The 23927-nt window shown below is 73.2% G+C and carries 17 protein-coding genes; 6 read left to right on the top strand and 11 right to left on the bottom strand.

Annotation, left to right across the window (positions count from 1 at the left end):
- Window positions 1-3 precede the first annotated feature (3 nt).
- A complete protein-coding gene (locus tag ACQEUX_RS07010; protein WP_433042956.1) occupies window positions 4-1104 on the bottom strand; it encodes a threonine aldolase family protein in 1101 nt (366 codons plus the stop codon).
- 273 nt (window positions 1105-1377) lie between these two features.
- Here ACQEUX_RS07010 and ACQEUX_RS07005 point away from each other — a divergent pair, with 273 nt between their 5' ends.
- Both ACQEUX_RS07005 and ACQEUX_RS07000 read left to right on the top strand, forming a co-directional pair.
- Window positions 1378-2439, top strand: a complete 1062-nt coding sequence (locus ACQEUX_RS07005; RefSeq protein WP_433042953.1) for a helix-hairpin-helix domain-containing protein — start codon at window positions 1378-1380, stop codon at window positions 2437-2439.
- 291 nt (window positions 2440-2730) lie between these two features.
- A complete protein-coding gene (locus ACQEUX_RS07000; RefSeq protein WP_433042950.1) occupies window positions 2731-3939 on the top strand; it encodes a low temperature requirement protein A in 1209 nt (402 codons plus the stop codon).
- 25 nt (window positions 3940-3964) lie between these two features.
- Here the strand turns inward: ACQEUX_RS07000 and ACQEUX_RS06995 are convergent, their stop codons facing one another.
- Entirely contained in the window at window positions 3965-4723 is a 759-nt protein-coding gene (locus tag ACQEUX_RS06995) for a maleate cis-trans isomerase family protein (protein WP_433042947.1), read from the bottom strand.
- Window positions 4720-5547, bottom strand: coding sequence for a hypothetical protein (locus ACQEUX_RS06990; protein ID WP_433042944.1), 828 nt, complete (start codon window positions 5545-5547; stop codon window positions 4720-4722). The genes ACQEUX_RS06995 and ACQEUX_RS06990 overlap by 4 nt, the downstream gene beginning before the upstream one ends.
- 252 nt (window positions 5548-5799) lie before the next feature.
- Between ACQEUX_RS06990 and ACQEUX_RS06985 the strand changes: the two genes are divergently transcribed.
- Entirely contained in the window at window positions 5800-6006 is a 207-nt protein-coding gene (locus ACQEUX_RS06985; RefSeq protein ID WP_007460667.1) for a hypothetical protein, read from the top strand.
- A 377-nt stretch (window positions 6007-6383) separates the two neighbouring features.
- On the opposite strand, the gene ACQEUX_RS06980 is transcribed toward ACQEUX_RS06985, so the two are convergent.
- The 5 genes from ACQEUX_RS06980 to ACQEUX_RS06960 all read right to left on the bottom strand — a co-directional run bounded on the left by ACQEUX_RS06980 (window position 6384) and on the right by ACQEUX_RS06960 (window position 14775).
- The gene (locus tag ACQEUX_RS06980; protein ID WP_433042940.1) at window positions 6384-7745 is read right to left on the bottom strand and encodes a hypothetical protein; all 1362 of its coding nucleotides are present in this window, start codon (window positions 7743-7745) and stop codon (window positions 6384-6386) included.
- A 261-nt stretch (window positions 7746-8006) separates the two neighbouring features.
- Complete coding sequence (locus ACQEUX_RS06975; protein ID WP_433042937.1) at window positions 8007-10103, bottom strand: amino acid transporter; 2097 nt, start codon at window positions 10101-10103, stop codon at window positions 8007-8009.
- Window positions 10104-10190: 87 nt separating this feature from the next.
- Entirely contained in the window at window positions 10191-10592 is a 402-nt protein-coding gene (locus tag ACQEUX_RS06970; RefSeq protein ID WP_433042934.1) for a hypothetical protein, read from the bottom strand.
- A gap of 381 nt (window positions 10593-10973) precedes the next feature.
- Complete coding sequence (locus ACQEUX_RS06965) at window positions 10974-11744, bottom strand: DUF5995 family protein (protein ID WP_433042931.1); 771 nt, start codon at window positions 11742-11744, stop codon at window positions 10974-10976.
- Between the two features lie 133 nt (window positions 11745-11877).
- Entirely contained in the window at window positions 11878-14775 is a 2898-nt protein-coding gene (locus ACQEUX_RS06960) for a helix-turn-helix transcriptional regulator (RefSeq protein WP_433042928.1), read from the bottom strand.
- Between the two features lie 194 nt (window positions 14776-14969).
- Between ACQEUX_RS06960 and ACQEUX_RS06955 the strand changes: the two genes are divergently transcribed.
- Window positions 14970-17195 carry an AAA family ATPase gene (locus tag ACQEUX_RS06955; protein WP_433042925.1) on the top strand — a complete coding sequence of 742 codons (2226 nt, stop codon included), beginning with the start codon at window positions 14970-14972 and terminating at the stop codon, window positions 17193-17195.
- Window positions 17196-17242: 47 nt separating this feature from the next.
- Here ACQEUX_RS06955 and ACQEUX_RS06950 read toward each other — a convergent pair whose 3' ends face one another.
- The gene (locus ACQEUX_RS06950; protein ID WP_433042922.1) at window positions 17243-17788 is read right to left on the bottom strand and encodes a YciI family protein; all 546 of its coding nucleotides are present in this window, start codon (window positions 17786-17788) and stop codon (window positions 17243-17245) included.
- A 180-nt stretch (window positions 17789-17968) separates the two neighbouring features.
- Between ACQEUX_RS06950 and ACQEUX_RS06945 the strand changes: the two genes are divergently transcribed.
- Together ACQEUX_RS06945 and ACQEUX_RS06940 are read left to right on the top strand one after the other, a co-directional pair.
- Window positions 17969-21259 carry an ATP-binding protein gene (locus tag ACQEUX_RS06945; RefSeq protein ID WP_433042919.1) on the top strand — a complete coding sequence of 1097 codons (3291 nt, stop codon included), beginning with the start codon at window positions 17969-17971 and terminating at the stop codon, window positions 21257-21259.
- 114 nt (window positions 21260-21373) lie between these two features.
- Window positions 21374-22042, top strand: a complete 669-nt coding sequence (locus ACQEUX_RS06940) for a hemerythrin domain-containing protein (protein ID WP_433042916.1) — start codon at window positions 21374-21376, stop codon at window positions 22040-22042.
- Between the two features lie 155 nt (window positions 22043-22197).
- On the opposite strand, the gene ACQEUX_RS06935 is transcribed toward ACQEUX_RS06940, so the two are convergent.
- Both ACQEUX_RS06935 and ACQEUX_RS06930 read right to left on the bottom strand, forming a co-directional pair.
- Window positions 22198-22764, bottom strand: a complete 567-nt coding sequence (locus tag ACQEUX_RS06935; protein ID WP_433042913.1) for a dienelactone hydrolase family protein — start codon at window positions 22762-22764, stop codon at window positions 22198-22200.
- Window positions 22765-22819: 55 nt separating this feature from the next.
- Window positions 22820-23926 (bottom strand): nucleotide disphospho-sugar-binding domain-containing protein, encoded by a 1107-nt coding sequence (locus ACQEUX_RS06930; RefSeq protein ID WP_433042911.1) that lies wholly within the window; start codon window positions 23924-23926, stop codon window positions 22820-22822.
- Window position 23927: the final 1 nt, after the last annotated feature.

Genomic DNA, 23927 nt, shown 5'->3' with positions numbered 1-23927 from the left:
CGACTATTGATCGACGACGCGGCCCAGAAAACGCTCACCTGCCTCTGCGACGTCGTCGGGGGTCCAGTCGAGGGCGGGTGCGGCGACGGTGACCTCGGCCATCGCTGTACCCGGCACGGCTGCTTCCTGCCAGCCGGCGACAAACCACACCTTCTCCTCTTCGGCGAGTGCCAGCGCGGCGTCGTTGAGCCCCTGCGCCGGGTGGGGCAGCCAGAGGCGGAATCGATGGGTGTGCGGAGGTTCTGGATACACCCGCGCGCCGGGAAGCGCGCTGAGTGCGGCAGCGACGGTCCGCGCGTGCCGCACATACTCGGGGATGCGCGGCAGCTCCCTGTCGAGACCGGCGAGTGCGCTCAGAGCGACTGGCCACTGCTGGAACACCTCGCCGCCGTAGCGGTGCCGCCAGATGCGGGCGTAGGAGGCGAGCTCGGTGGTGCCCGCCAGCGCCGCCCCGCTGATACCCCCGATCGTCTTGTAGAACGAGACGTAGGTGCTGTCGGCGAGGCCGGCGACCTCACTGAGGGTGTGTGCCAGGTACGGCGTGGATTCCCACACGCGGGCGCCGTCGAAATGTACGCGGGCACCGATGGCGCGCGCCGCGGCCGCTGCGGCGGCGAGCTCGTCCCAGGTGGGGAGGACGAAGCCGGCGTCGCGCAGCGGGAGCTCCATGACGACGGTGCTCACCGGTTCGGCGAGCGCGGTGATCTCCTCGGCGGTGGGGTTGCGGGGCGCGGTCGTCGGCCAGGTGCTGCGCAGGCCGCTCAGGTGGGCGTAAGCGTGCCGTTCGTCCGCCTCCAGGTGACCGAGGGGGTGGAGAGCGACCGTCGGGTGACCGGTGCGGTCGGCGCCGTAGCGCAGCGCGACCTGCTGGGCCATGGTGCCGGTGGGGAAGAAGACGGCGGCCTCGGTTCCCAGCAGCTCTGCCACGCGTTCTTCCAGCGTGGCCACCGGACCGTCGCCATAGAAGTCTGGCTGGCCATCCAGATCACCGCCTGCGTCCAGGTCCGCGAACCGCTCCCTCATGGTCGTGGGCCGGATGCCGGAGAGGATGTGGTCGCAGGCGCGCTGCGCGGCAAGCCGACGCTGCCTCGTGTTGTGGGACATTGGCGGATCCTCGCATGTCATGGCAATAGGGGCCGATCGGTTTTCTCCGCTCTACGCCGCGATCGGCGCGCTTCCCTGCGCCACCGGTCGCAACGTTGCGTTACTCGGCGGATACCCGTTGACGTGCGATATCCCATCCGGAACGCCATCGACCGATCCTCTCTGTCATCGGAAATGCGCGTGTGCGAAGCTGCGGCGAGTTTTTCTCGTGACTTTTCCGACGACGTGAGAGGGAGGTTCGCCGTGGCGTGGTCTATCGGACACTCGCTGATAGTGGTACTGGCACTGTTGCTGGGCCTGGCCGCCGGGTGGCTGCTACGCGGCCGGCGGGGCGCACAGGGCAGCGGACAGAGTCAGTCGATCGTGGAGGGTGATCCCGTCGCCAGCCTGGCCGTGATCGCCACACCGACGCCCGCTGCCACCACCGACGAGGCCCGGCCCGCGGCCGCCGTCGACCCGGCCCCGGCCGCGGTCGCCGACGAGCCGGTGCCGGTGGACACGGTCAGCGCGCCAGCCGCGATGACCGAACCGGACGGTCCCACCCCGGCGGCCACCGTGACGGACGCCCCGAGCACTACCGACCCGGCCGACATGGCGCTGACCGAGGCCCCGCCGCCCGTACCGGCCGCCGAGCAGGTCGACGTGGCCGTGCCCGCCGTGGAAACGGCCCCCGAGCCGGTCGCGGTCGAGGAGCAGCCCGCCCCGGCGGCCGTGATCGCCCCCCGCCAGCCTGCGGACGACCTTCCGCCCGCCGACGCCCCGCAGGCCGAGACCACCACGGCCGACGCGCCGCTCGACACCACCCCGGCCGACGACGCGGAAACCAAGACGGCGGCGGTCGACTCGGTGCCGGCGGAGTCGCCGCTGACCGCTGACCCGGTGGAGGTGGACAGCGCGACCGCCGAGCCGGTGCAGGCCGACCCCGCGCAGGCCGACGCGGAGCTGGTGGACGCCGAGCCGGTGCACACCGACGCCGAGCCGGCGCGGCCGTCGGTGGCCACTCCTCCGGTCCGGCCGACCGCCACCGCGACCCCGCCGGTCCGATCGGCCGCCGACACCACGATCAGCGGCGGGGACGCCGACCCGACGGGCCCGGCCGACGACTTCCGCCGCATCCAGGGGATCGGGCCGAAGATGGCCGCCGCGTTGCAGGACGCCGGCGTACGCACGTACGGCCAACTCGGTGAGCTGGATGAGCCGGCCCTGCGCGACCTGATCCGGGCCGCCGGCCTGCGCGCCGCACCCGGGCTGGCCAGCTGGCCGCAGCAGGCCCGCGTGCTCGCCGGTGCCGGTGACGAGCTGGCCTCGGTACTGCCGGGCGGCAACCAGGCCTGACGCCTGACATCGAGCCCCCGGCGGCCGTCGCACGCGACGGTCGGCCGGGGGCTCGGCCGTTGGCGGCGGGACGTCACGGGGCGCCGAGGCACGCGTGATCGACTCGGTTTTCAGGAAGCCGGCCGGTCCACGGCGCTTGGACACCGCTCCTTGCAGCAACCCGAGTCGATCACCCACCCCGGTCGGGGGAAGACCCGGCGAATCCTGGGCCGGACGGTCGGCGAATCGATACCGTCCGCTGAGGTGGACCGGACGGGTCCGTCGAGTCGACCGGTTCCGCAGGAGTAGCCCGTGCACCTCGCCGCGCCGGAGCCCGGGTCCCCGCGGGCCCGCCGCCCTCCGGTGCGCGACCCGGAGGCCCCGCGCCGGGTGACCCTTCTCGAACTCTTCTTCGACCTGGTGTACGTGGTCGCGCTCGCGCTCATCTCCCGGGGGATGATCGACCAGCTCGACTGGCACCGGGCCGGGCAGGCACTGATCATGCTGGCCGCCGTCTGGTGGACCTGGGCGATCACCACCCTGGTCACCGACATGTACAACCCGGAACGAACCGAGATCAAGCTGCTGATCAGCGCGGTGATGTTCGGCGCGCTGCTGATGACCACGGCGATCCCGGAGGCGTTCAACGACCGAGGGTTCGTCTTCGCCGCCACCTACGTGGCGATCCACCTGGGGCGTGGGCTGTTCCTGATGCCGACCGTCCGCCGCCAGCCGCAGACCCAGCGCCGGGCGGCCCGCATCTTCGTCTGGTTCGCCGTGTCGGCGATCCCCTGGATCATCGGCGCGTTCGTCAGCGACGACGCCCGGATGGCGTGCTGGGCCCTTGCCCTCGCCATCGACTACACCGGTTTCCGACTCGCGTACCCCGTACCCGGGCTCGGAGTGGTGCCGGAGCAGCAGCGCAACGTCACGGCGGAGCACCTCTCCGAGCGATACCAGCAGTTCTTCATCATCGCCCTCGGTGACGCCATCCTGACGATCGGCACCATGTTCAGCGTGGAGCACAACGAGGCCGAGAACATCGCAGCGTTCGCGGTGGCATTCCTGACCACCCTGCTGCTCTGGCGGATCTACGTGCACAAGTCCGGCGAACTCCTGCCGACCGCCATCCAGGCGGCCCGATCACCGAGCAAGTTCCTGTTCACCGCGCCGTACACCCATCTGCTGATGATCTCCGGCGTGGTGACCACGGCATCCGGCTTCCACCTGGTGCTGCACGAACCGACCGGGCGGACGCCGCCGGCCTGGCTGGCGGTGATCCTCGGCGGCCCGGCACTGTTCCTGGCCGGCCGGGCCTCCTTCGAGTACGAGGTGTTCAGCAGGGTGTCGTGGTCCCGACCCGGCGGCGTCCTGGCGCTGCTGACCATCGCACCCGCCGTGCTGTATCTGCCGCCGTTGTTCGCCTCGCTCGGCGCCCTGCTGGTGCTGGCCGGCGTGGCCTACGCGGACTTCCGTCGGAGCCGCGGCAAGCCGCCGGAGAGCCCCGCCCCACCGCACTGACCCCCTCCGGCCGGCGCCGGCCCGCTCAATTTGGCGTCGACCCGGCCAGCAACCGACCGGCGTTCGGCACGTACGGCTCGACACCCAGGCCGGTGAGCAGTTGGTGCACGGTAGCAGTGGCCGCGGTGAGCACCGGGCGGCCGAGGCGGGCCTCCACCTGCGGCACCGCCGCCAACGACGGCAGTTGCACGCAGGCGGAGAGGACCACCGTGTCCACGTCGGTCACATCCAACCCGTCGGCCAGCTCGACCAGGCGGGACGTGGGGATGCGCCCCACCGTCACGTTGTCCGGCTCGCTCAGGCTCACCGCCTGGGCCACCTGCACGCCGTGCGAGGCGAGGTACGCGGCGACGGTCGCGGTCAACGGGGGCAGGTAGGGCGCGATCAGGCCCACCCGGCGGGCACCCAGCGCCCGCAGTCCGGCGACCAGGGCGCCCGCACTGGTCACCACCGGCATGTCGTGCCCGGCACGACCGGCCGCGCGGCCCAACCGCAGCTCGGCCCGCTCGTGCGCGCCGGCGCCCTCGCACATCACCGCGACCAGGCAGGCGTACGCGAGCACGTCGCAGCGGGCGTCGGCCAGCTCGGCGGCACAGCGGAGGGCGGAGCGGTTCATCCGGGCCAGTTCGTCGGGGGTCACCTGGCGCAGCCGTACCCGGCTGGCGTGTGTGGTGAAGCGGACCGTCGGGTCGACGGTCTCGCGCCGGCGCAGCATCGCCGGGATCTCGGTCTCCATGGTGGTGTTCGAACTGGGCACCACCAGTCCGATGCGGTAGCCGCTCACACCAGCGCCCCGGCGTACCCCCGGACCCGGAGCCGCTGCCCGGCGGTGCCGCCCAGGCGCACCTGCAGGCCGAGCGGCGCGGCGGCCCGGCGGACCTCGTCCAGGTGCAGTGACCCGTGCCGGTCCACGGTGAGCACCGGCGGCTCCTCGAGCTCGCCCTCTGGCGCGTGGAAGGAGAGCAGGGTGACCGAGGTGGTGAGGTAGCCCGGGTACGCGGCGCGGGCCGCCGCCTCGTCCCGGTGGAGCAGGACCACCAGGTCGTCGAGGTGGGCGAAGTCGGCGGCGAGTGCCCCGGCCTTCCAGTGCGCCGGTTCCTCGGCCGCCCCGGTGAGGTGCCGGGACCGGTTCGCCGAGGTGATGTAGAGGTGGTCCGAGCCGGTCTCGGCGAGCGCCCGCTCGAAGAAGGCGTTGGACGGGCAGGTCAGGCCCGGCGCGATCACCTGTGTGGTCCGCAACCCCTGGTCGATCTGGGTGAGGTGCGCGGGGAGCCGCTCCGCCGCCGGCCCGCGGAAGCCGAACGGCCCGGCACCGTAGAGGGCGTCCATCAGCGCCCGCACCCGACCGACCGGCAACCGCGGCGAGACCCGTGTCCAGTCGAACATCCCCGGGATCCGGCCGATGGCGGTGGTGATGCTGCCGACCTGGTGGACCGGCCGGCCCTTGGCCAGGTTGACCCGGCGTACGGTGGCCGCGTCGGGACGCGTGACGATGACGTAGAAGTTGGCGAACGCCGCCGCGACGACCGCGCCGCCGGCCAGGGCGCGGGCCGCGACCGCGACGTCCTCGGGGCGGTCGATGTACAGGGGCGGTGTCGGGGCGTCCATGGAGTCCTCCTCGGCGGGGGCCGTGAGGCAGTTCTACGTCCGCCGACCCGTACGACGGTGGGGTCCGTCGTCGATCCGATAGCCGACCGGCGCTACCCGGTGCGGGCGGCCGATGCCCGGGCGGTACCGACGGCGGGCCGCATGGGCCGGACGGAGGACCCGGAGGGGTCGAAGCGCGCAGCCGTTAGCCGCGCGACCCGATTGGGTACAACGCCTGCACCTCAACTCCACCACATTCCTCAGGAGGCAGCGATGCGCGGCACCTCGATCCTCGGAGTCATCGTCGTGATCTGGTTGGTGATCGGCGCGATCGCTGGCGGCCAACGCGGCTACTACAGCGGTGACGACACCAACTGCGCCGAGGCCGGCACCATCCTGGTCACCATCGTGGCCGGGCCGTTGAACTACATCGGCGCCAACCCCAAGGTCGACTGCAAGCTGCCGGAGCCGTCCAAGTAGGACCGCCCCACCGACCGCACCGGCCCGCGCCCCACCGGGGCGCGGGCCGTTCGCTGCCCGGCGCACGGTCGCGGCGGCGGGCCGGAGCGCCGTCGCGCACCCGCCGGCTGCCTCTCCCATCGAGTCCACTCGCCCCGGCCGCGCGATCCCTCCGACTCGCCGATCCCTGAGGGGTCAGGACGCACCACACATCGCGTAGAGCGTCCTAGGAGGCTGGTGTGGAAGGTCCGCCGCCGCGTCATCACCTGCATGGCCGTCATCCGCACCCACGGCACAGCCGACGCACCCGGCCCACCGGCGATCGGTCGATCGCTCCTGCGGGTCGGGTGCGTTCCGGACCGGTACCCGCCACCCCGGCGGGCCATCCCGCTGACGGGTCAGCGGAAACAGTTGGGAACCGGCGCCGTGCTGTCCAGGCAGTTGCTGGGCTCGTTGTCGCTGATCTCGGTCTCGTCATCGACCTTGGCCTGGGCCTTGTCCACGAAGAGGCCACCCGGCCGCACGTCGGAGACATTGTCGGCCACCCGGCTCTTGAACAGCGAAATCTGGCCCATGGTGACGAAGATGCCGCCTGCCTTCTTGTCGGCGTCGTTGTGGCTGACGTCGCTACGACGCACCAGCAGGTTGGACTTCTCGGCGTAGATCCCACCACCGTCGCCTTCGGACGTGTTGTGCGTGATGGTGCTCTCGTCGAGCGGAAGCAGACCCTGGAAGGTCGAGATGCCGCCGCCCTTGACCGTGGCGGTGTTGTCGCGGATCGTCATGCCCCGCAGGTAGAGCACCGCGTCCGAGTTGGCGATGCCCCCGCCGACCTCGGCGGTGTTGCCGATCACCCGGACGTCCGAGACCTTGCTGCGCGCCGAGAAACTGGCGAAGCCCCCGCCCTGCGCCGCCTTGTTGTCGGCGAAGGTGCTCCGGTGGACCTCGGCCGCTCCCCGGTAGTTGCCGAGCCCACCGCCGTAGCTGGCAGCGGTGTTCTCGAAGAACTTCGACTTGTCCAGGGTGAGCACGCCACCGTTGAGCAGGCCCCCGCCCTTGCCCTCCTTGCCGGTGGCCCGGTTGCCGACAAAAGTGCTGTCGCTGACCACCATGTTGCCGTCGTTGAAGATTCCGCCACCACCACCCTCGGCGGAGCGGGAGGTGCTTCCGATGATCGTCGTGCGCCGCACGGCGGCGGCGGCGCCGTGGACCACATGGATGCTGCCCCCCTCGGCTGCCGACCGGCCGTTCTTCAGGACGACGTCACTCAGGTCCAGCTCACCACCGTCGCGGACGGTGAAGAACCGGAACTCGTCGGCGTCCGGGTCACGCCTGATGGTGGCACCCTCCCCGCGGATGGTGATGGGGTGGTAGATGACGGGCAGGCCGGCCTTGTCGTCCTTCGGGTCGCGCGGGGGCTCCTCGGCGTCCCCGGGGTTCTCGGCGGTGTCGGCAGCCTCGCGGGCGTCCCGGATGCCGCCGTCGTAATCGTCGGGCTGCTGGAAGGCCTCGGTGAGGGTGTAGGTGCACTTGCGCGCGAGTCGAAGCTCGCCGCCGCCCTCGGCGTTGGCACGGACGAGCGCCGCGATGAGTCGGTCAGAGTCGCAGGGCACCGTCACCCGGTCGGCTGCCGCGGCCGCCACGCCGGTCAGACCCGTCGTCGCCACCACCATGCCGCCGGCCACCAGGCCACCGGTTAAGAACCACCGGGACCGCCGCCTGGGCCGCGCTGGGCGCCGACTCGCTCGGTACGTGAACATAGAACTTCCCTGCCCCTCGTGCATCTGAACACGGCCGCACCGAAACAGGCGCGGGGTGGCTAACGTCCCTAGCGCCACCGAAAATGACGATACGACGGCCAAATGTGACAAGGCAGGCGAACGTGAATAACCTTGCGATTCCGCTTCCGCGCCCCGTCCGCTGCCAACCGGGTACAGCAGGGCCGAATGCCCGCGAAGCACCAGCTCGTCGCTCTCTAAGGCCAGAGGCCGGCCCCACGGCGGCCAGGTCGGATGCCGGGCTCAGCCGCCGACGTGGATGCCGGGACGACGCAGCGGGTCCGGCTCGGTCCGGCGAATGATCTCCCGTACCACCGGCGGCGTGTCACCGCGACCGAGGATCAGATAGCGCGCCAGGTGCGCGACCGGGCTCCCCTCCGACCACTCGAAGTGCGCGTGCGGCCGGACCCCGGTGGCGTCCCGCAGTGCCAGCAGGATCGCGGCGATCGCGTTGGGCGCGGCCGGACTGTTGGCCCGCAGCACCCGGAACCCACCAACCTCGATCCCGTGCACCCGCAACACCTGGCTGAACTCCGACGGATCGATCACGTCGATCTCCAGGAACAGCACGTCCGCGGCCCCGGGCACGGGATTCATGCCACGCTGCGCCCGCTCCTTGAGCGTGTACTCCTTCACCGAGCCCTTCTGCCGCTTGTTCGCGATCAGGTGCAGCTGCCCGTCGTGGGCCAGCGACTCGGTGATGAACCGACGGGCCGACTCGTCGAACTCGATCCGCTCGGCGCGCAACTCGGTGGTCCGGGTGACCCGGGAGACCAACGAGACCACGATGATGCCGAGAATGAACAGCGCGGAGATGGTGATCCCGTCCGGGTGCTCGATGATGTTCTCCAGCAGGGCGTACAGCAGCACCAGGGTCAGCACGGTGAAGCCGGTCGCGGCGGCGCGCCGGTGGCGGCGGGCCGCAGCGATCGTCACCGCCACCGCACCGGAGACCATCATCGCGAGGATGCCGGTCGCGTACGCCCCGGCCTGGGCGTTGACGTCGGCCCGGAAGGCGATCGTGATGGCGACGCTGACCACGGTGTAGACGATCACCACCGGACGCACCGCCCGTGCCCACTCCGGGGCCATGCCGTACGAGGGCAGGTAGCGCGGCACGATGTTGATCAGACCGGCCATCGCCGAGGCGCCGGCGAACCAGAGGATGAGCACGCTGCTCACGTCGTAGACGCTGCCGAACACCTCACCCAGGTAGGTGTGCGCCAGGAACGCCAGCGCCCGGCCGTTCGCGGCGCCGCCCGGCCGGAACTCCTCCTCCGGAATGAGTGCCGTCGTGACGAAGGTCGTCGAGACCAGGTACACCGACATGATCAGCGCGGCGGTGGCGAGCAGCCGACGCGTGTTGCGGATCCGGGCGGCGAGCCGGGCCTGCTTGTCCGGGCCGTCGGCAGCGACCAGGGGCATCATGCTGACCCCGGTCTCGAAACCGGACAGCCCCAGCACCAGCAGCGGAAACGCCAGCACGGCGGTGAGCAGCACGTGACCCGGCCCGCCGGCGGTCGTGGTCAACGCGGCCGTCCAGTCCGACACGATGCTCGGGTCGCCGGCGATCCGGGCCACCGCGACGACGACGATCACCGCGTTGAGGACCAGAAAGACCGCGACCAGCGGAATGGCCACGACCACCGCCTCGCGGAAGCCGAGCAGGAACACCCCGCCGAGGACGAGCAGCAGCACGACGGTGACCACGACCGGGACGAAGGGGCGGTGCAGGGCGTCGGGCAGGTACGGGTTCTCCAGCAGGTGAACGGTGGCGTCGGCCGAGGAGAGGGTGATCGTGATGATCCAGGAGGTCGCCACGAACCCGAGCAGGACGAGAACGAAGATCTTGCCCCGCCAGAACGGCAGCAGCCGCTCCAGCATCGCCACCGACCCCTGCCCGTGCGGGCTCTCCTGCGCCACCCGCCGGTACATCGGCAGCATGCCGAGCAGGGTGAGCGCGACGATCAACAGGGTCGCCAGCGGGGACAGCGCCCCGGCCGCGACCACCGCGATGCCCGGCAGGTACGACAGCGTGGAGAAGTAGTCCACGCCGGTCAGGCACATCACCTGCCACCAGGCGTGCCTGCGGTTCTGCCCCTCGGTCGCCTCCGGGCCGGGCGGCTGCACCCGGTGTTGGAAGAGCCAACGACGCAGTGGGCTGGCCGGCGGCGCCGACCGGGCCGGGCTGGCCACGCGTTCGGGCACCACGACACCCTGCCGGCCGCCCCGGTGCGGGCGAGCCGGGTCACGGGCGGCCCGCAGCGCCGGGTCCGGCCCGGTCGGCGCGTGGCGGCGTCCGCTCCAGCGTCGTGGTTTCGCCCGGTGCTCGTCACCCATCGCCAGTCCCACCCTCACAGGTCCTGATCCGACGGTAGGCGCTGGCCCCGGACCCGGTCGGCCGAACCGGGCACGTGAACGGCCTGCTCAGGACAGGTCCGGGACGGCGAGCAACCGGGCCAGGGCCGGCGGATCGGCGACGGTCACCGTGGCCGCCGGGTGCCGTGGCCGCCCACCCGGCACCAGGGCCGGCACCGGCACGCCGAAGCGCAGGCAGATCCCGCCTGCTGTGCTGGTGCCGAAGCTCGCGCCACCATCGGCCAGCGACACGTGCGGCCCGATCACCCGCCACCAGCGGTACGGGCCGCTCAGCTCGACGGCGGTCACGTTGTTCCGGTCGGTCCGAAGACGCCACGGCCCGTACCGGATCAGCAGATCCCGGTCGGTGACGGCGACCCAGGCGGTCGCCGGGCGGACCCCCAGCAACGCCAACACCGGGCGGAACACCGGGTCGAAGCGGAACGGGAACCGCGTCGCGGGGCCGCTCACCGCGCACCGGGCCGGACAGTGGGTCGCGGCACCGGGCCACCCGGCCGCAGGGGGCCGGGCCGCGCGGGCCGGGGGCGGGCGGCGGGCCGGCGCCGGGCCAGGACGGTCATGGTTGCGGGCGTACCCGGTACGAGCCCGCCGACACCCCCGGATCTCCCCGTCGTCGGCGCGACCCCGAAGCCCCTCCCCCACCGCCGGCCGACACCCCCCGGGCCGGCCGACGGTGACAGACGGTCGACACCCCCCCGGGCCGACCGGCTGTACCCCTTGCGCTGGCCGACCGAACCTCGGACGGCCAGGCGGGGCGGGCAGAACTGGTGGGACGCGCCCCCGCGCTCCGCCGCCCCCCACGGGGCGGAGCGCGGGGACCCCCCGTCCCGGCTACTGCAGGAACGCCCCCAGGGGCGAGAGCAGCAGCCGGCCGAGCGCCGCGGCGTTGTCGTCCAACCGCGTGCGCTCACACTCGCGGGCGTCCGGATCGTGCCGGCACCGCCAGATCTTCTGCGCGTTACGCCAGGCGACATCGCGGGTGTACTCGACCAGCTCCCCCTGGTACCAGTCGTCGATGTCACCGTTGAGCATGTCGATGAGCAGCTGCCACCGCTCGAGGTAGCCGCGGCGCAGGCCGGGGATCTTGTCCGCGAAGATGTTGTTGATCTCGAGGTAGTCGTGGTGCTGGTCGCTGCCGTCGACCGGTTCCGACTCCAGGTGGTCGAACGTGGTCACCAACGCGAACGGCAGGTCGAAGTTGATGTGCGCGTTGACCCCGGCCGCCGCCGAGGGCAGCGGTCGGGCGTCCGGCCCCTGCATCCGCTCGAAGAGGCACGACCACGCCTTCGGCGTGCCCGGGCTGGAGTCGGTCCAGAGGCGCATCGCGTCGAAATACCTGGCGGCGAACTCGACGTCGAGGCGGGACAGGAAGACCGGGTCGACGAAGCGGTCGTCGTACAGCCCGTCCAGCACACTGCTGGTGATGGTCAGGTAGAGCTTGTTGAAGTCGGCCAGCGGGCAACTCTCCTCCAACGGAGGCAGCCGCACCAGCAGGTCCTGGAGCTTGGTGAGGTGATCGACCACGGCCGGCACGTCTGCGGGATGGTCGGCGAGCAGGTCGACGATGTCCCGGTGAACGGGCCCCCAGACCGGTTCGGTCATCTCTCCTCCATGGTGGTTCGCGGCGCCCCGTGCCGCCGTCAACGCGGCCCAGCCTCTCAGCCGACAACCGCTCGTCGGATCAGTAGAACGACGTATCCCGGCGCGCACACGCGCCGGGATACGGAGTGACCGATCAGCCGCGCTGGTTGCGCAACTGAATGGCGCTGGCCTGTACGCGGGTACGGACCTGGAGCTTGTCGAAGATGTGCGACACGTGCACCCCGATGGTCCGTTCGCTGATGAACAGCCGCTGCCCGATCTCCTTGTTGGTCAGCCCCTCGGCGACCAGCGCGAGCACTTCCCGCTCCCGTGCGGTGAGCGCCGCCAACTCGTCGTCGGCCGACTCGGCCGGGGCGCTCCGCGTACCGCCGGTGGTCTCGTGCTCCTCCAGCGACACCCGGGCCCGCCCGGCCAGCTCGCGGATCTCGGAGGTCAACGGCACCGCACCCAGGCCCTGCGCCACCCGGTACGCCTCACGCAGCAGCTTGCCGGCGGTGGCCAACCGGCTGCGGCGAGCCAGCAGCGCCTCGGCCTGCCGCAGCCGCGAGTACGCCGCCGGGTAGGGGTGATGACGTCGGTCCCACTCGGAGACCGACGCGGCCCACAGCTCCGGGTCGCTGCTGTCGAGGCGGCTCACCTCGGCGGCGCAAAGCGCCAGGAAGCCCTCCACCACCGACCGCACCGGTCGGGCGGCACCGGCGCTCTTACGGGCCATCCGGTCGGCCACGTCCCGCAGCCGGCGTACGGCCGTCGGGTCAACTGCCATGGTGCGGCTGGCGTGCGCCTCGGCCTCGGCGCGCAGGCCGTGCCAGACCAGAGCGGACAGGATCATCACGTCGTCGGAACGGCTCTCGGTGAGGCCGCGCTGCACCGCCAGCCGCGCCACGTCGTGCCGGCCCTCCCACATGGCCAGCCCGGAGCGCAGGGTGAGCAGCGGAATGACGTGTCGCGCCCCGCCGCCGGCGAGCAGGGTCGCCACGGCGTCGAGGTCCCGACCGGCGGCGTCGATGTCGCCGTAGCCCACCGAGAGCCGGCACCGGGCGAGCAGCAACTCGACGGCGTCCGCACCGGACGGTCGGTGCCGCAGAGCCGCGGCGACCACCTTCTCCGCCTCGGCCCACTGGCCGACCCGGAACAGCCCGTTGATGGCGATGGCCAGCAGCCGGGTGCCCCAGGTGCGGCCCAACCCCAGCTCGGCCACCCGCTCGGCACCCCGCCGGGCCACCACCACGCCCTCTTCGAGGACGTTCAGCGGCCCGGTCAGCAGCTCCGCCAGGTGCAGGTACGCGCAGGCCACGTCCTCCGGCTGGCCGGCGCGTTCGGCGGTGTCGAGGGCGTCGCGCATGACCGCCAGACCGGCGTCCGGATCTTCCAGGAAGGCGTCGCTGAAGCCCAGCGCCGAGCTGGCCAGCACCACCTCGGTGGCGGAGCCCTCCACGTTCTCGGCCAGGGCCAGCGCCTCCCGGGCCCGCTGGCCGGCGTCGGCGTACCGGCCCAGGTGCAGCAGCAGCTCGGCCAGGCGGGCCGCGGCGGCGGCCCGTTCACGCGGGGAGCAGTCCGCCGCCTCCAGCGCCCGCTGGTATTCCTCCTCGGCCAGCGCCGAGCGACCGGCGGCGGCCAGGTAACGGGCCCGGCGGATGTGCAACGCGCAGCTCGGCTCGCCACCGCGCAGCGCGACCAGCTCCTCCAACAGAGCCAGCGCGCGGGCGTGTTCCCCACAGTGGTGGGCCGCCTCGGCGGCGTTCCCGAGCAGCTCGACCCGGTCCACCGCCGGCGGCCCCGGCTCGGCGGCCAGCTGCAACGCCGCCGACCAGTGCCGGTGCGCCTCGGCGTAACCGTGCAGCCGCTCGGCCTCCTGCGCGGCGGCCACCGCAGCCGGCAAGGCGCGCGCCGGCTCACCGGCCAGCCGCCAGTGGTGCGCCAGCCGGGCCTGGTGCAGCTCACCCGGCGCCGCGGTCAGCGCCTCGGCGTAGCGGCGGTGCAGCCCGGAGCGCTCGGCCGGCAGCAGCTCGTGCGCCAGCACCTCGGCCACCAGCCGGTGCCGCAGCCGGTAGCCGTCGTCGGCGCCGACCAGCAGCCGGTGCGCCACCGCGGCGCGAGCCGCGTCGATCAGCTCGTCCTCGGGCAACCGCAGCACCTGGGCCAGCAGCCAGTGCTGCACCGGCTCGACGCCGGCGGCCACCGCGTGCACCACCGCGTGCGCGTGCTGAGGTAACGCGTCGACCCGGTCGAGGAAGATCTCCCGCAGTGTCTCGGACAGACCGTCACGGCCGTCGCGCAGGTCGCGGGCCAGCTCCTCGATGACGAACGGGTTGCCGCCGCTGCGCTGCCACACCTGCTCGGCCGCGTCGGCGGACAGGGTCCGGCCGACCACCGCGGTGGCGAGCTCCTCGGTGTCGGCCCGGTCCAACGGTGCCAGGTCGAGCACCCGCACCGTCCGCAGGCGGCGCAGTTCCGTGAGCACCCGGCGCAGCGGGTGTGCACCCTGCAACGACTCGGCGCGCACCGCGGCCAGCACCGAGAGCTGCAGGTCGCCGAGCCCGGCCAGCAGGTAGAGCAGCAGCTGACGGGTGCTCCGGTCGACCCACTGCAGGTCGTCGAGGATCAACACCAACGGTCTGCCCTCGGCGATCAGGTGCAGCCCGCGGGAGACCCGCTCCAGCAACGCGCCCGCGCCGTCCGGGCCGGCGGTCTCGTCGGCGAACATCTGCAACAGCCCACGCACCGCCGAGGTGGCACGTGCGTGCGACGTGGACACATCGGCGTCGAAGCGGCGCAGTGCCTGCAACAGCGGGTGCAGCGGAGAGGCGTCGCCGATGTCCAGGCAGCTGCCGGTGAGCACCACGGCACCCTGATCGCGCAGCTGGTCGCCGAGCTCGCCCAACAGCCGGGTCTTGCCCACACCGCTCTCGCCGGTCAGGAAGACGGCGGCGGTCTGCCCGTGGGCGCCGTCACCGAGCAGTGCGGACCGAACCGTCCGCATCAGCTCGGCCCGACCCACGAGCGGTGCGGTGTCCACATCGCTGGCCATGGCACGCAGCCTAATCACAGGTCCCCGTACCGTTCTACGGCCATCTGTCGGGTGTGGTACTCCTCGCGTCGACTTTGCGACTAAAGGTTGCGAGTGGCCGACATACGTCGTTCGGCAGATCCCCCGTCAGCCCAGGGATGCCAATCTCCGGATGTCATCAGGCATCAGCAGGGAGAAAGGCCGGTGGGATAACCATGACCACCATCGTCGTCGACGCACAGCGGATCGGACACCCGCACTGGCCGGTGCCGGAGGAGCGACGGACCGTCACCGTGCTCTTCGCCGACATCGTCGGCTCCACGGCGCTGGTGGACCGGCTCGACCCGGAGGACGTCCGAGCGTTGCAGCGGGCCTACTTCGACACCGTCGCCGGTGTGCTGCACCGCTGGCAGGGGGTGGTCGAGAAATACGTCGGCGACGCGGTGATGGCGCTCTTCGGCGCGCGGCACTCCGACGGCTTCGACGCGTACCGTGCGGTCCGCGCCGGCCTGGAGATCCAGGCCGCGCTGGACCGCCGCCCCACGGTCGGGGGCACCAGGCTGCGGGTGCGGGTCGGCGTCGCCACCGGCGAGGTGATGGTCGACCTGGGCAGCGCCGTCGACGGCGGCCACGGCGTGGCCAGCGGCGCGGTGATCACCACCGCGGCACGCCTGCAGGAGTACGCGCCACCCGGCGCCGTCGCGCTCTGCGCGTCCACCGCCCGGGCGACCGCCGGCCTGATCACCCAGCGTCAGCTGACGCCGGTGTCGGTCGCCGGCCGGGTGCCACCGGTGCCGGTCTGGCACGCCGTCGGCCCGGTCCGCCCCGGCGCCGATCGACACGAGGGCCCGCTGATCGGTCGCCGCCGCGAGCTGGCCACCGTCCGCGACCAGCTGAGCTGGGCCATCCGGGAGCAGAACCCGCGTTGGATCTCCCTGGTCGGCCCCACCGGCAGTGGCCGCAGTCGGCTGCTGCACGAGTTGACCCGTGGGCTGACCACGGTGGACGGGTCGCCGGTGCGCTGGTGCGTGGCGACCTGCCAGCCGTACCCCGATCAGGTGTTGGCGCCGGTCGCGGAGTTGCTCCGCGGCCTCGCCGGGGTCCGTCACGGCGACGGCCCGGCGGCGGTCCACGACCGGCTGGTCGCCGCCCTGACGCCGGTGTTCCCGCCGGCCCGGGTCGCGGCGGCCGTCACCGCGCTGCAGCGCCTGCTGATTACCCCGGACGACTCGGCCGCGGCGCTCGCGGGCGCGGCCATCTTCCGGGACGTCCTGCTGCGCCTGGCCGCCCACCGTCCGCTGATCGTCGCCGTCGACGACGTGGACCGGTCCGCGCCAGCGGTGAGCGGGTTCCTGCACGCGCTGTTCAGCGCGGCGACCGCGCGCGGGCTGCCGCTGGCCGTGGTCACCCTGCACCAACCGCAGTGGGCCGACTCCCGGCCCGGCCCGGCCCGGCGGCTGACGATCGGACCGCTGGCCACGGTGCAGTCCGGGCGGCTACTTCGTCACCTGCTGACCCGGGCCGGGCAGCCGGTGGCACTGGTCGACCGCCTGCTGCCGCTGGTGGGCGGCCGGCCCGGGCACGCGGTGGCGTACGTCGCGTCGGTCGTGGACGGTGCCGACCCGGTGGCGCTCCCACTGCCCGAGGCGGTACGCCGGGCCGTCGGCGCGGAACTGGACCAGCTCAACGGTGAGCGGCGGGCGGTGCTGATGGCCGCCGGGATCCTCGGCGGCGTGGTCTCCGGCGCGACCGTCGACAGGGCACTCGGATGGGCGGCCGGCCGGTCCGCACCGGCACTGCGCGGGCTGGCCGCCGCCGGGCTGCTGTTCCCCCACCGTGCCGGCGGCCACGTGTTCGCCACGCCCGCGCTGCGTCAGGTCGCCGCCGAGCGGTTGCCCCGGGCGCTGCGGGCCGTCTTCACCCGTCGGGCCGCCGATGCCCCGCGCCTCGACGCCGTCCCACCCACTGGCTTCCCTGCCGCCGCTCGCGCGGCCGTCAGCGGCTCCGCCGCGAGGGGCGCCAAGGTCGTGCGTCTCGACGCCGTTCGCTCCCGGGACGGCCGCCTCGACGCCGTCCTCGCGGCACCGCCCTCCGATTCCACCGTCCTGCCGGGTGGCCGCGTCCCCACCCCGACGATGGCCGCCCCACCGGGCGCGCCGACTCGCGGAACCAACCGTCCGCCGGGCTCGCGCAGGCTCCGCGCCGTCGCGTCGGCCGGTGACGTGCCGCCGACCCAGGTGTCCGCGACGCCCACCAATGCGGGCGGTCACTGGCTCCCGGACGTCAACCGATCCCCGGCGGCGATCCGTGCGGTGCCTGCCGTGCCGGGGTCAGCCGGACGCGGCGCGCCTACCGGCGTCGGCACTTCGCCTGGAGAGCTGCGCGCCGTACCCCGCCCGCCGTTGATCCGCCGGCCGGACGGTCTGGCCGCCTCCGCCTGAGGGTCCGCCAGCGGTCGCGGGTGGTCGGGTTCGTGCCAGCGGCACGGTCAGGACGGTCGCCCGCCGAACTGCCAGTTGTGCACCTCGATGTCGACGTATCGGTCCGTGGTCAGGATGGCGCGCGCCGCGTCCGGATTCGGCGCCCGGACCAGCCCGGCGGTACCGAGCCAGGCGGCACCGTCGTCGGACAGCAGAGGCCCGTACGCGATCAGCTCGTCCGAGTCTGGCGGCACGTCCAGATCGACGGCCTGACCCGTGCCGAGGCCGAGCACCAGGTACCGGTTGCCGCCCGCCCGACCTCCGGGGAAGTCCCACATCGTGCGGCCCAACGTGTTGCGCCACCGGCGCAGCATCACATCCCGGTAGACGCCGGCCTGGTAGTTCGGCTCGTCGAACGCGAACATCCGCGCAGCGGCGGGATCAGGCATGTCGACGATGTGCACGCTGCCGGTCGGCGTGCCGCCGGCGAGCGTCGGACCGCGGGCGATCATCTGCGTCGCGTACCGGTCCATGTAGGACCAGTGCTCCGTCAGCAACTCGTCGCGCAACCCGGCCGAGCCGGGCCGGTCGCGGTGGTAGCACAGGAACTCCATGCCGCACATTCTCGACCCGGTGCCGCGTCGCCTCGTGAGCGGGGATCCCGAGCCGATCTACCGCACGGACGCCGGGGTCAGCAGTGGGTGGACCGTGGCCGGCACCTGCGGTGAGCTGGTCAACCATTGTCCGCCGTGGCGGGGAAGCCGCTCACCTGCGTGACTAGGATTGACCCAGTCATGCTGCTACGGGTGCTCGGGCCGCTCGAGGTCGAGGTCGACACAGGCGGACCGGTCGACCTCGGCGGCCCCCGCCAACGCGCCGTGCTCGCACTGTTGCTGGCGGCCCGGGGTGACGTCGTCTCCGTCGGTCGGATGATCGAGGATCTGTGGCGTGGTGATCCGCCGCCCCGGGCGATCGCCTCCCTCCAGGCGTACGTCTCGCACCTGCGTCGCCTGTTGGAGCCGGCCCGCGAACGCCGGGCACCGGCACGGGTGCTGGTCACGGCGCCACCCGGCTACGCGATCAGGGTGCCCGCCGATGCCGTCGACGCCGGTCGGTTCGAGAGGCTGGTCGCCGAGGCGCGCGCGGTCAGCGCCGCCGACCCCGGCCAGGCCCGCCTGCTGCTGACCACCGGGCTCGACCTGTGGCGCGGTCCCGCGTACGCCGAGTTCGCCGGGGAACCGTGGGCGCAGCCGGAGGTGACGCGGCTGGAGGAGCTGCGTCTCGCCGCCCGGGAGCTGCTGCTCGACGTGACCGTGCGCTGCGGCGACGCGGCCGCGGCGGTGCCGGAGGCGGAGGTGCTGACCAGGCAGGCGCCGCTGCGGGAGGAGAGCTGGCGGCTGCTGGCGCTGGCGTTGTGGCGTACCGGCCGGCAGGGCGACGCGCTCGCCGCGCTGCGCCGGGCGCGGGCGACTCTGGCGGAGCAGCTGGGCCTGGACCCGGGCCCTGCGTTGATCGAGGTGGAGTCCGCGATCCTGAGCCAGCGTCTCGACCTGCTCCCATCGGTGGGCACGACGGCGGCACGCGTCGACGCCGAACGACCGGCGTCGAAGGATGTGTTCGTCGGGCGGGAGGCCGAGCTGGCGGCTCTCGGGCGGGCGGCCGCCGAGGCGGCGACGAGCGGACCACGGATCGCGCTGCTCAGCGGCGAGGCCGGAGCGGGCAAGACGAGCCTGCTGGCCCGGTTCCGGGAGGCGCTCACCGCCCACGGCTGGCTGGTCGTCGTCGGCCGTTGCCCCGAGGTCGAGGGCGCACCGCCGGCCTGGGCGTGGGTGGAGGCGCTGCGGCAGCTCGCCGAGGAGGCACCGCCCGGGGATCTCGCGCCGGCACTCGCCCCGCTCCTCGGAGAAGGCGGCGGCGAGCCCGACGGCGACGTCGCGGCGGGCCGGTTCCGGTTGCATCGCGCCGTCGGCGCCTGGTTGGACGTGGCCGCGGTCCGCAGACCGGTAGCGGTCGTCCTCGACGACCTGCACGCCGCCGACGCCGAGACGCTGCTCCTGCTCGCCAGCGTCACCGAACTGACCACGGGTGCCGTGCTGCTCGTCGCGGCGTTGCGGCCCGCCGAGAACCGCGAGCGGATCGCCGACACCATGGCCGTGCTGGCCCGTCGGTCGCCTGACCGGATCCAGCTGGGCGGTCTGACGACGGCCGAGGTCGAGCGGCTGCTCGGCGCGCTGGCCCGGACCACCCTCGACGCGGACACGGTCGCCGCGCTGACCGAGCGGACCGGCGGCAACCCCTTCTACGTTCGGGAGTCGGCTCGACTGCTCGCCGCCGAGGGCACGCTCGTCGCCACCTCCGAGGTGCCGGAGGGGGTACGCGACGTGCTGCGCCGGCGACTCTCCCGGTTGCCGGCGGCGGCGGTCTCGGTGCTGCGTCTCACCGCCACCGTCGGTCGGGAGGCGGACGTGCGGACGCTTGTCGACGCCGCCGGCACCGACGAGGGCTCCGTCCTCGAAGCGCTGGAAGCTGGGCTGACCGCCGGCCTGCTCACCGAACCGGCGCCGGGGCGGGTGCGGTTCGTGCACGGCCTGGTCCGCGACACCATCTACACCGATCTGCCGCAGCTGCGCCGCGCCCGCCTGCACGCTCGGATCGCCGCCGTCATCCGCCGGTTGACGCCCGACGAGTACCCGGCCCTGGCCCACCACTACGCCCGCGCGGCGTCGGCCGACACCGCGCCACTCGCCGTCGACTACGCCATCCGCGCCGCCGAGCTGGCCGAGCGGCGGTACGCGTACGACGCCGCGATCGAGGTGCTCGGCAACGCCGTCGCCGCCGCCGAGACGGTCGCCGGGGACCGCGACGCGCTGCGGGTCGACCTGCTCGGCCGGCTGTTGCGCGCTCAGGCCCGGGCCGGCGCGGTGGCCGCCGCCCGGCAGACCCGCGCCCGGGCGATCGACGTCGCCGCCGCGTCCGGCCGGGATGACCTGCTGGTCGCGGCGTTCACCGCGTGGACCGTCCCCACACCGTGGCTCACCCACGAGTACGGCGTCGTGGACCATCGCGTGGTCGAGCTGCTCACCCGGCTGTTGCGCGCCGACGACCTGGACCCGGTCGCCCGCTGCCGGCTGCTCGACGCCCTGGCCACGGAACTGGACGGCGAATCCGATCCCCGAGGTGTGGCGGCCGGACGGGAGGCGCTGGCCCTCGCGCGGCGGCTGGGCGACCCCGAGCTGTGCGCCCTCGGGCTGGCCGCCCGGGTTCGCACCATGAGCTACGAGCGGGAGGCGCCGCACCGCCGGGAGTTGGCCCTGGAACTGCGCGACCTCGCCGACGAGCACGGGCTGGTGACCTACCGCTGGGTCGCCGAGCAGGTGCTCGGCCACTGCGCGGCCGCGCTCAACGAACCGGACGAGCTCCGCGTCAGCGTCGCCCGGCAGGGGTGGCTGGCCGAGACGTACCAGCTCAACGAGGGGCAGGTGATCCACCTGTGTGCGCTGGGCGCCCTGGCGCACATCGCCGGCGACTTCGTCGCCGCGCGACGGCACTACGACGAGGTCGCTGTGCAGATGCGGCGACAGGGTTCGCTGCACGCCGAGGCCTTCCACTATTTCTCGGTGGCGACCCTGCTGTTGAGCCAGGGGCGCTTCGGCGAGCACCTGGAGGCGACCCGGCGGGTGCGTGGGTCGTTGGGTCCGATCGTGGACGACCTGCTGGCCCTGGCGCTGATCAAGAGCGGACGGGTGGACGAGGCGCGGGCCATGCCGATCGGGCGCCACACCTACCGCCCGGACTACTTCGAGTCGGCGCTGCTCAGCGTGCGCGGGATGGTCATCGTGGCACTGGGTCGACGGGACCTGGCCCAGCCCGTGATCGACGCACTGCTCCCGGTACGTGACCAACTGGCCGGTTTCTCCACCACCGCGGCCGTGGTGCGGCCGGTCGCGCTGACACTCGGGGAGCTGTTCCGGTTACTGGGCCACCGCGAGGAGGCGGCGCGGCACTTCACCCTGGCGGCCACAGTGGCCCGCCGCTGGGAGTCACCGCACTGGCTGACCGAGGCGACGGCGGCACTGGTCGACTGACCCTTCGCGTCGCCGGCTTCCAAGCCGCTTCCAAGTGGCGCCGAACATGATCAACAGGTCTGTGCCAGTTGATCCCTCGGAAAGGTCACCGTGAACCAGAACCACCGCGAAGCCATGGCCGACGTGCGCGACATGTACATGGCCCACACGACGTTCCGTCGCGAGTTCAGCCTGCTGCCGCAGCTCGTCCGCGACGTCACACCGGGTGACGCCAAGCGAGCGGAGGTCGTCGGCGCCCACGCCGAACTGCTCTGCCTCATGCTTCACCTGCACCACGAGGGCGAGGACCTGCTGCTGTGGCCGCGACTCATCGAGCGCGGCGGCGAGGAGGCCGCGGCCATCGTCCCGATCATGGAGACGCAGCACCACGCCATCGAGAAGGCCCACGCGGCGGTGGTCGCCCTTCTCCCCCGCTGGCGCCGTACCGGGCACGGCGGCGACCAGCTCGCGGACGAGTTCGAGCAGCTCCGGACCGCGCTGATCGAGCACATGGCCATGGAGGAGAGCGAGATCCTGCCCCTGGCGCAACGGCACGTCACGGCCGCGGAGTGGATGGAACTCGGCGAGCACGGAATGAGTAAGGCCTCGAAGAAGCAGCTGCCGCTGGGCTTCGGCCTGGCCATGTACGAGGGCGACCCGGAGGTGATCAAGGCGGTGCTCGCGCACGCCCCGCTCCCGGCTCGGCTGCTCATGCCGATCATCGCGCCCCGACTCTTCGCCGCCCACGCCAAGCGGGTGCACGGCACCGCCACGCCCCCGCGCATCGGCGCGGTCGCCCGCTGAGCGAGGCCGGCAACCGACCGACCAGGCTGGGTTGCACTCCGGGTTCGGCCGTCCGGAGCGGCATCGGGCTTGCCGAGGGTCGACCGCGCCGTCGAGAGGGCGGCGCGGTCGCGCACCCCGGAGGCAACGGCTAGGGGCGCCTCGTGCGGAAGGGGTCAGCGAGCGGCCAGGAAGGCCAATACTCGCGGCCAGGCCGCCGCGCTGGCGTCCGGGGAATACTCGGCCAGGTCCGGGTCGGTGAACAGGTGCCCCACCCGGGGGTAGCGGAAGACCGTCAGGTCGGCACCGGCGTCGGTCAGCGTCCGCTGCCACTCGTCGACCTCGTCCGGTGCGTCGTACGGGTCGGGGTCGGCGAGGTGCAGCTGGACCGGCAGCTCGGGTCGGACCGCGTCCGGTGCGCCGCCGGTGCCGTGCAGCAGGAGCAGACCGGCGGCCTCGGGCCGCTCGGCCAGCAGCGCCCCGGCCACACCGGCCCCCATCGAGAAGCCGGCGAGCACCGTCTCCGGTGGCAGGTCGCGCAGCGCCGCCCGGGCCCGGTCGAGCACCACCTCCTGGCCGATCTTGTCGAGTAGCGCGAAGCCCTCCTCGACGGTGTCGGTGGCCGGGAGCCCGTACAGGTCGGGGGTGGTGACCCGGTGCCCGGCGGCGCGCATCCGGTCGGCGGCGGCGTGCACGGCGGGCCGCAACCCGTACACGGAGTGGAACAGCACGACGTGTCGCATCACGTCATCCTGCCGCAGACGAGCGCCCCTCCGGTGTGGCCACGCGGGGTGAACGTCAGACCAATGCCGCCAGCCGCACGACGAGGTCGGCCGGCGGCGGCATGGCGGCGATCTCCCGGCTGACCTGCCCGGCGGCGGCGCGCAGGCCCTCGTCGGTGAGCAGCCGGGTCAGCGCCTTCGCGGTGATGTCGCGCGGGCGCAGCGCCAGCCCGGCGCCCCGGCGGGCCACCAGCTCGGCGTTGTGCCGCCGGTCCCCCGGGCCCACGGTGGCCAGCTGCGGCAGGCCGGCGGCGAGGGCACCGAGGGCGCTGCCCGCCCCGCCGTGGTGGACCAGCGCCGCGCTCGCCGGCAGCGCCTCGTCGAGCGGGATCCAGTCGACCACCCGCACGTTGCCGGGCAGCGAGCGAGCCGACCGCTCATCGGGTCGGACCAGCACGATCTCGGCGTCCACCTGGGCGGCGGCGGCCACCACGGCGGGCATCGGCCCACGGTCGCCGGGGCCGGTCAGGGTGCTGCGGGTGACCAGGATCCGGGGCCGCTCACCCGGCTCGCGCAGCCAGGCAGGCAGCTCGCCGCCGCCCACGTAGGAGTCGTACCGCATCGGCCAACCGCCCTGGCTGGCCACGCTGGGCGGGGCCACGGCGAGAGCGGCGGCGGGCGGCGGCAGCTCCGTCAGACCGTGCCGGCGCAGCGCGGCGCCGAGCCGTGCGGTGGTGGCGCGGACCAGGTCCCGGCCGTCGAAGAGGGCATTCTCCTGGCGTACGGCCGGCACGCCGAGCCGCGCGGCGGCCACCGCGCCGGCCACCGCGAACGGCTCGTGCAGCACCAGATCCGGCCGCCACCGGGTGGCCAGCGCGACCACCGGGTCGGTGAGCTGGTCGTTGAGCGCGCCGAAGAGCAGGCCGGCGCCCCGGGTGCCGGCGGTGCCGGCCAGCTCGGCACGCGCGATCAGCGGATGGCGGGGAAGGACCCGCAGCGCGATCCGACCGAAGTCGAAGCCTGGCGCGATGTCGTGCACGGGCAGACCGACATCGGCGGCGGCCAGACCACCACCGCCGGTGGCCAGCAGCACGTCGTGCCCGGCGTCGCGCAGCGCGACGGCGAGCGGCACCAGCGGGAAGACGTGCCCGACCAGCGGGGCGGAGACCACCAGCACGCGCATG

The sequence above is a fragment of the Micromonospora sp. CA-259024 genome (genome assembly GCF_050936255.1).
In the GTDB taxonomy this organism is placed as follows: domain Bacteria; phylum Actinomycetota; class Actinomycetes; order Mycobacteriales; family Micromonosporaceae; genus Micromonospora.
The sequence above is the reverse complement of the archived record's forward strand: the minus strand, read 5'-3'. Positions and strand labels throughout refer to the sequence as shown.

Coding starts and splice junctions, on each gene's coding strand:
- ACQEUX_RS06945 (WP_433042919.1), top strand. CDS start 17,969: ATGCTGCTACGGGTGCTCGGGCCGCTCGAGGTCGAGGTCGACACAGGC.
- ACQEUX_RS06935 (WP_433042913.1), bottom strand. CDS start 22,764: ATGCGACACGTCGTGCTGTTCCACTCCGTGTACGGGTTGCGGCCCGCC.
- ACQEUX_RS06960 (WP_433042928.1), bottom strand. CDS start 14,775: ATGGCCAGCGATGTGGACACCGCACCGCTCGTGGGTCGGGCCGAGCTG.
- ACQEUX_RS06980 (WP_433042940.1), bottom strand. CDS start 7,745: ATGTTCACGTACCGAGCGAGTCGGCGCCCAGCGCGGCCCAGGCGGCGG.
- ACQEUX_RS06930 (WP_433042911.1), bottom strand. CDS start 23,926: ATGCGCGTGCTGGTGGTCTCCGCCCCGCTGGTCGGGCACGTCTTCCCG.
- ACQEUX_RS06965 (WP_433042931.1), bottom strand. CDS start 11,744: ATGACCGAACCGGTCTGGGGGCCCGTTCACCGGGACATCGTCGACCTG.
- ACQEUX_RS06975 (WP_433042937.1), bottom strand. CDS start 10,103: ATGGGTGACGAGCACCGGGCGAAACCACGACGCTGGAGCGGACGCCGC.
- ACQEUX_RS06985 (WP_007460667.1), top strand. CDS start 5,800: ATGCGCGGCACCTCGATCCTCGGAGTCATCGTCGTGATCTGGTTGGTG.
- ACQEUX_RS06940 (WP_433042916.1), top strand. CDS start 21,374: ATGGCCGACGTGCGCGACATGTACATGGCCCACACGACGTTCCGTCGC.
- ACQEUX_RS06950 (WP_433042922.1), bottom strand. CDS start 17,788: ATGGAGTTCCTGTGCTACCACCGCGACCGGCCCGGCTCGGCCGGGTTG.
- ACQEUX_RS07010 (WP_433042956.1), bottom strand. CDS start 1,104: ATGTCCCACAACACGAGGCAGCGTCGGCTTGCCGCGCAGCGCGCCTGC.
- ACQEUX_RS06990 (WP_433042944.1), bottom strand. CDS start 5,547: ATGGACGCCCCGACACCGCCCCTGTACATCGACCGCCCCGAGGACGTC.
- ACQEUX_RS06955 (WP_433042925.1), top strand. CDS start 14,970: ATGACCACCATCGTCGTCGACGCACAGCGGATCGGACACCCGCACTGG.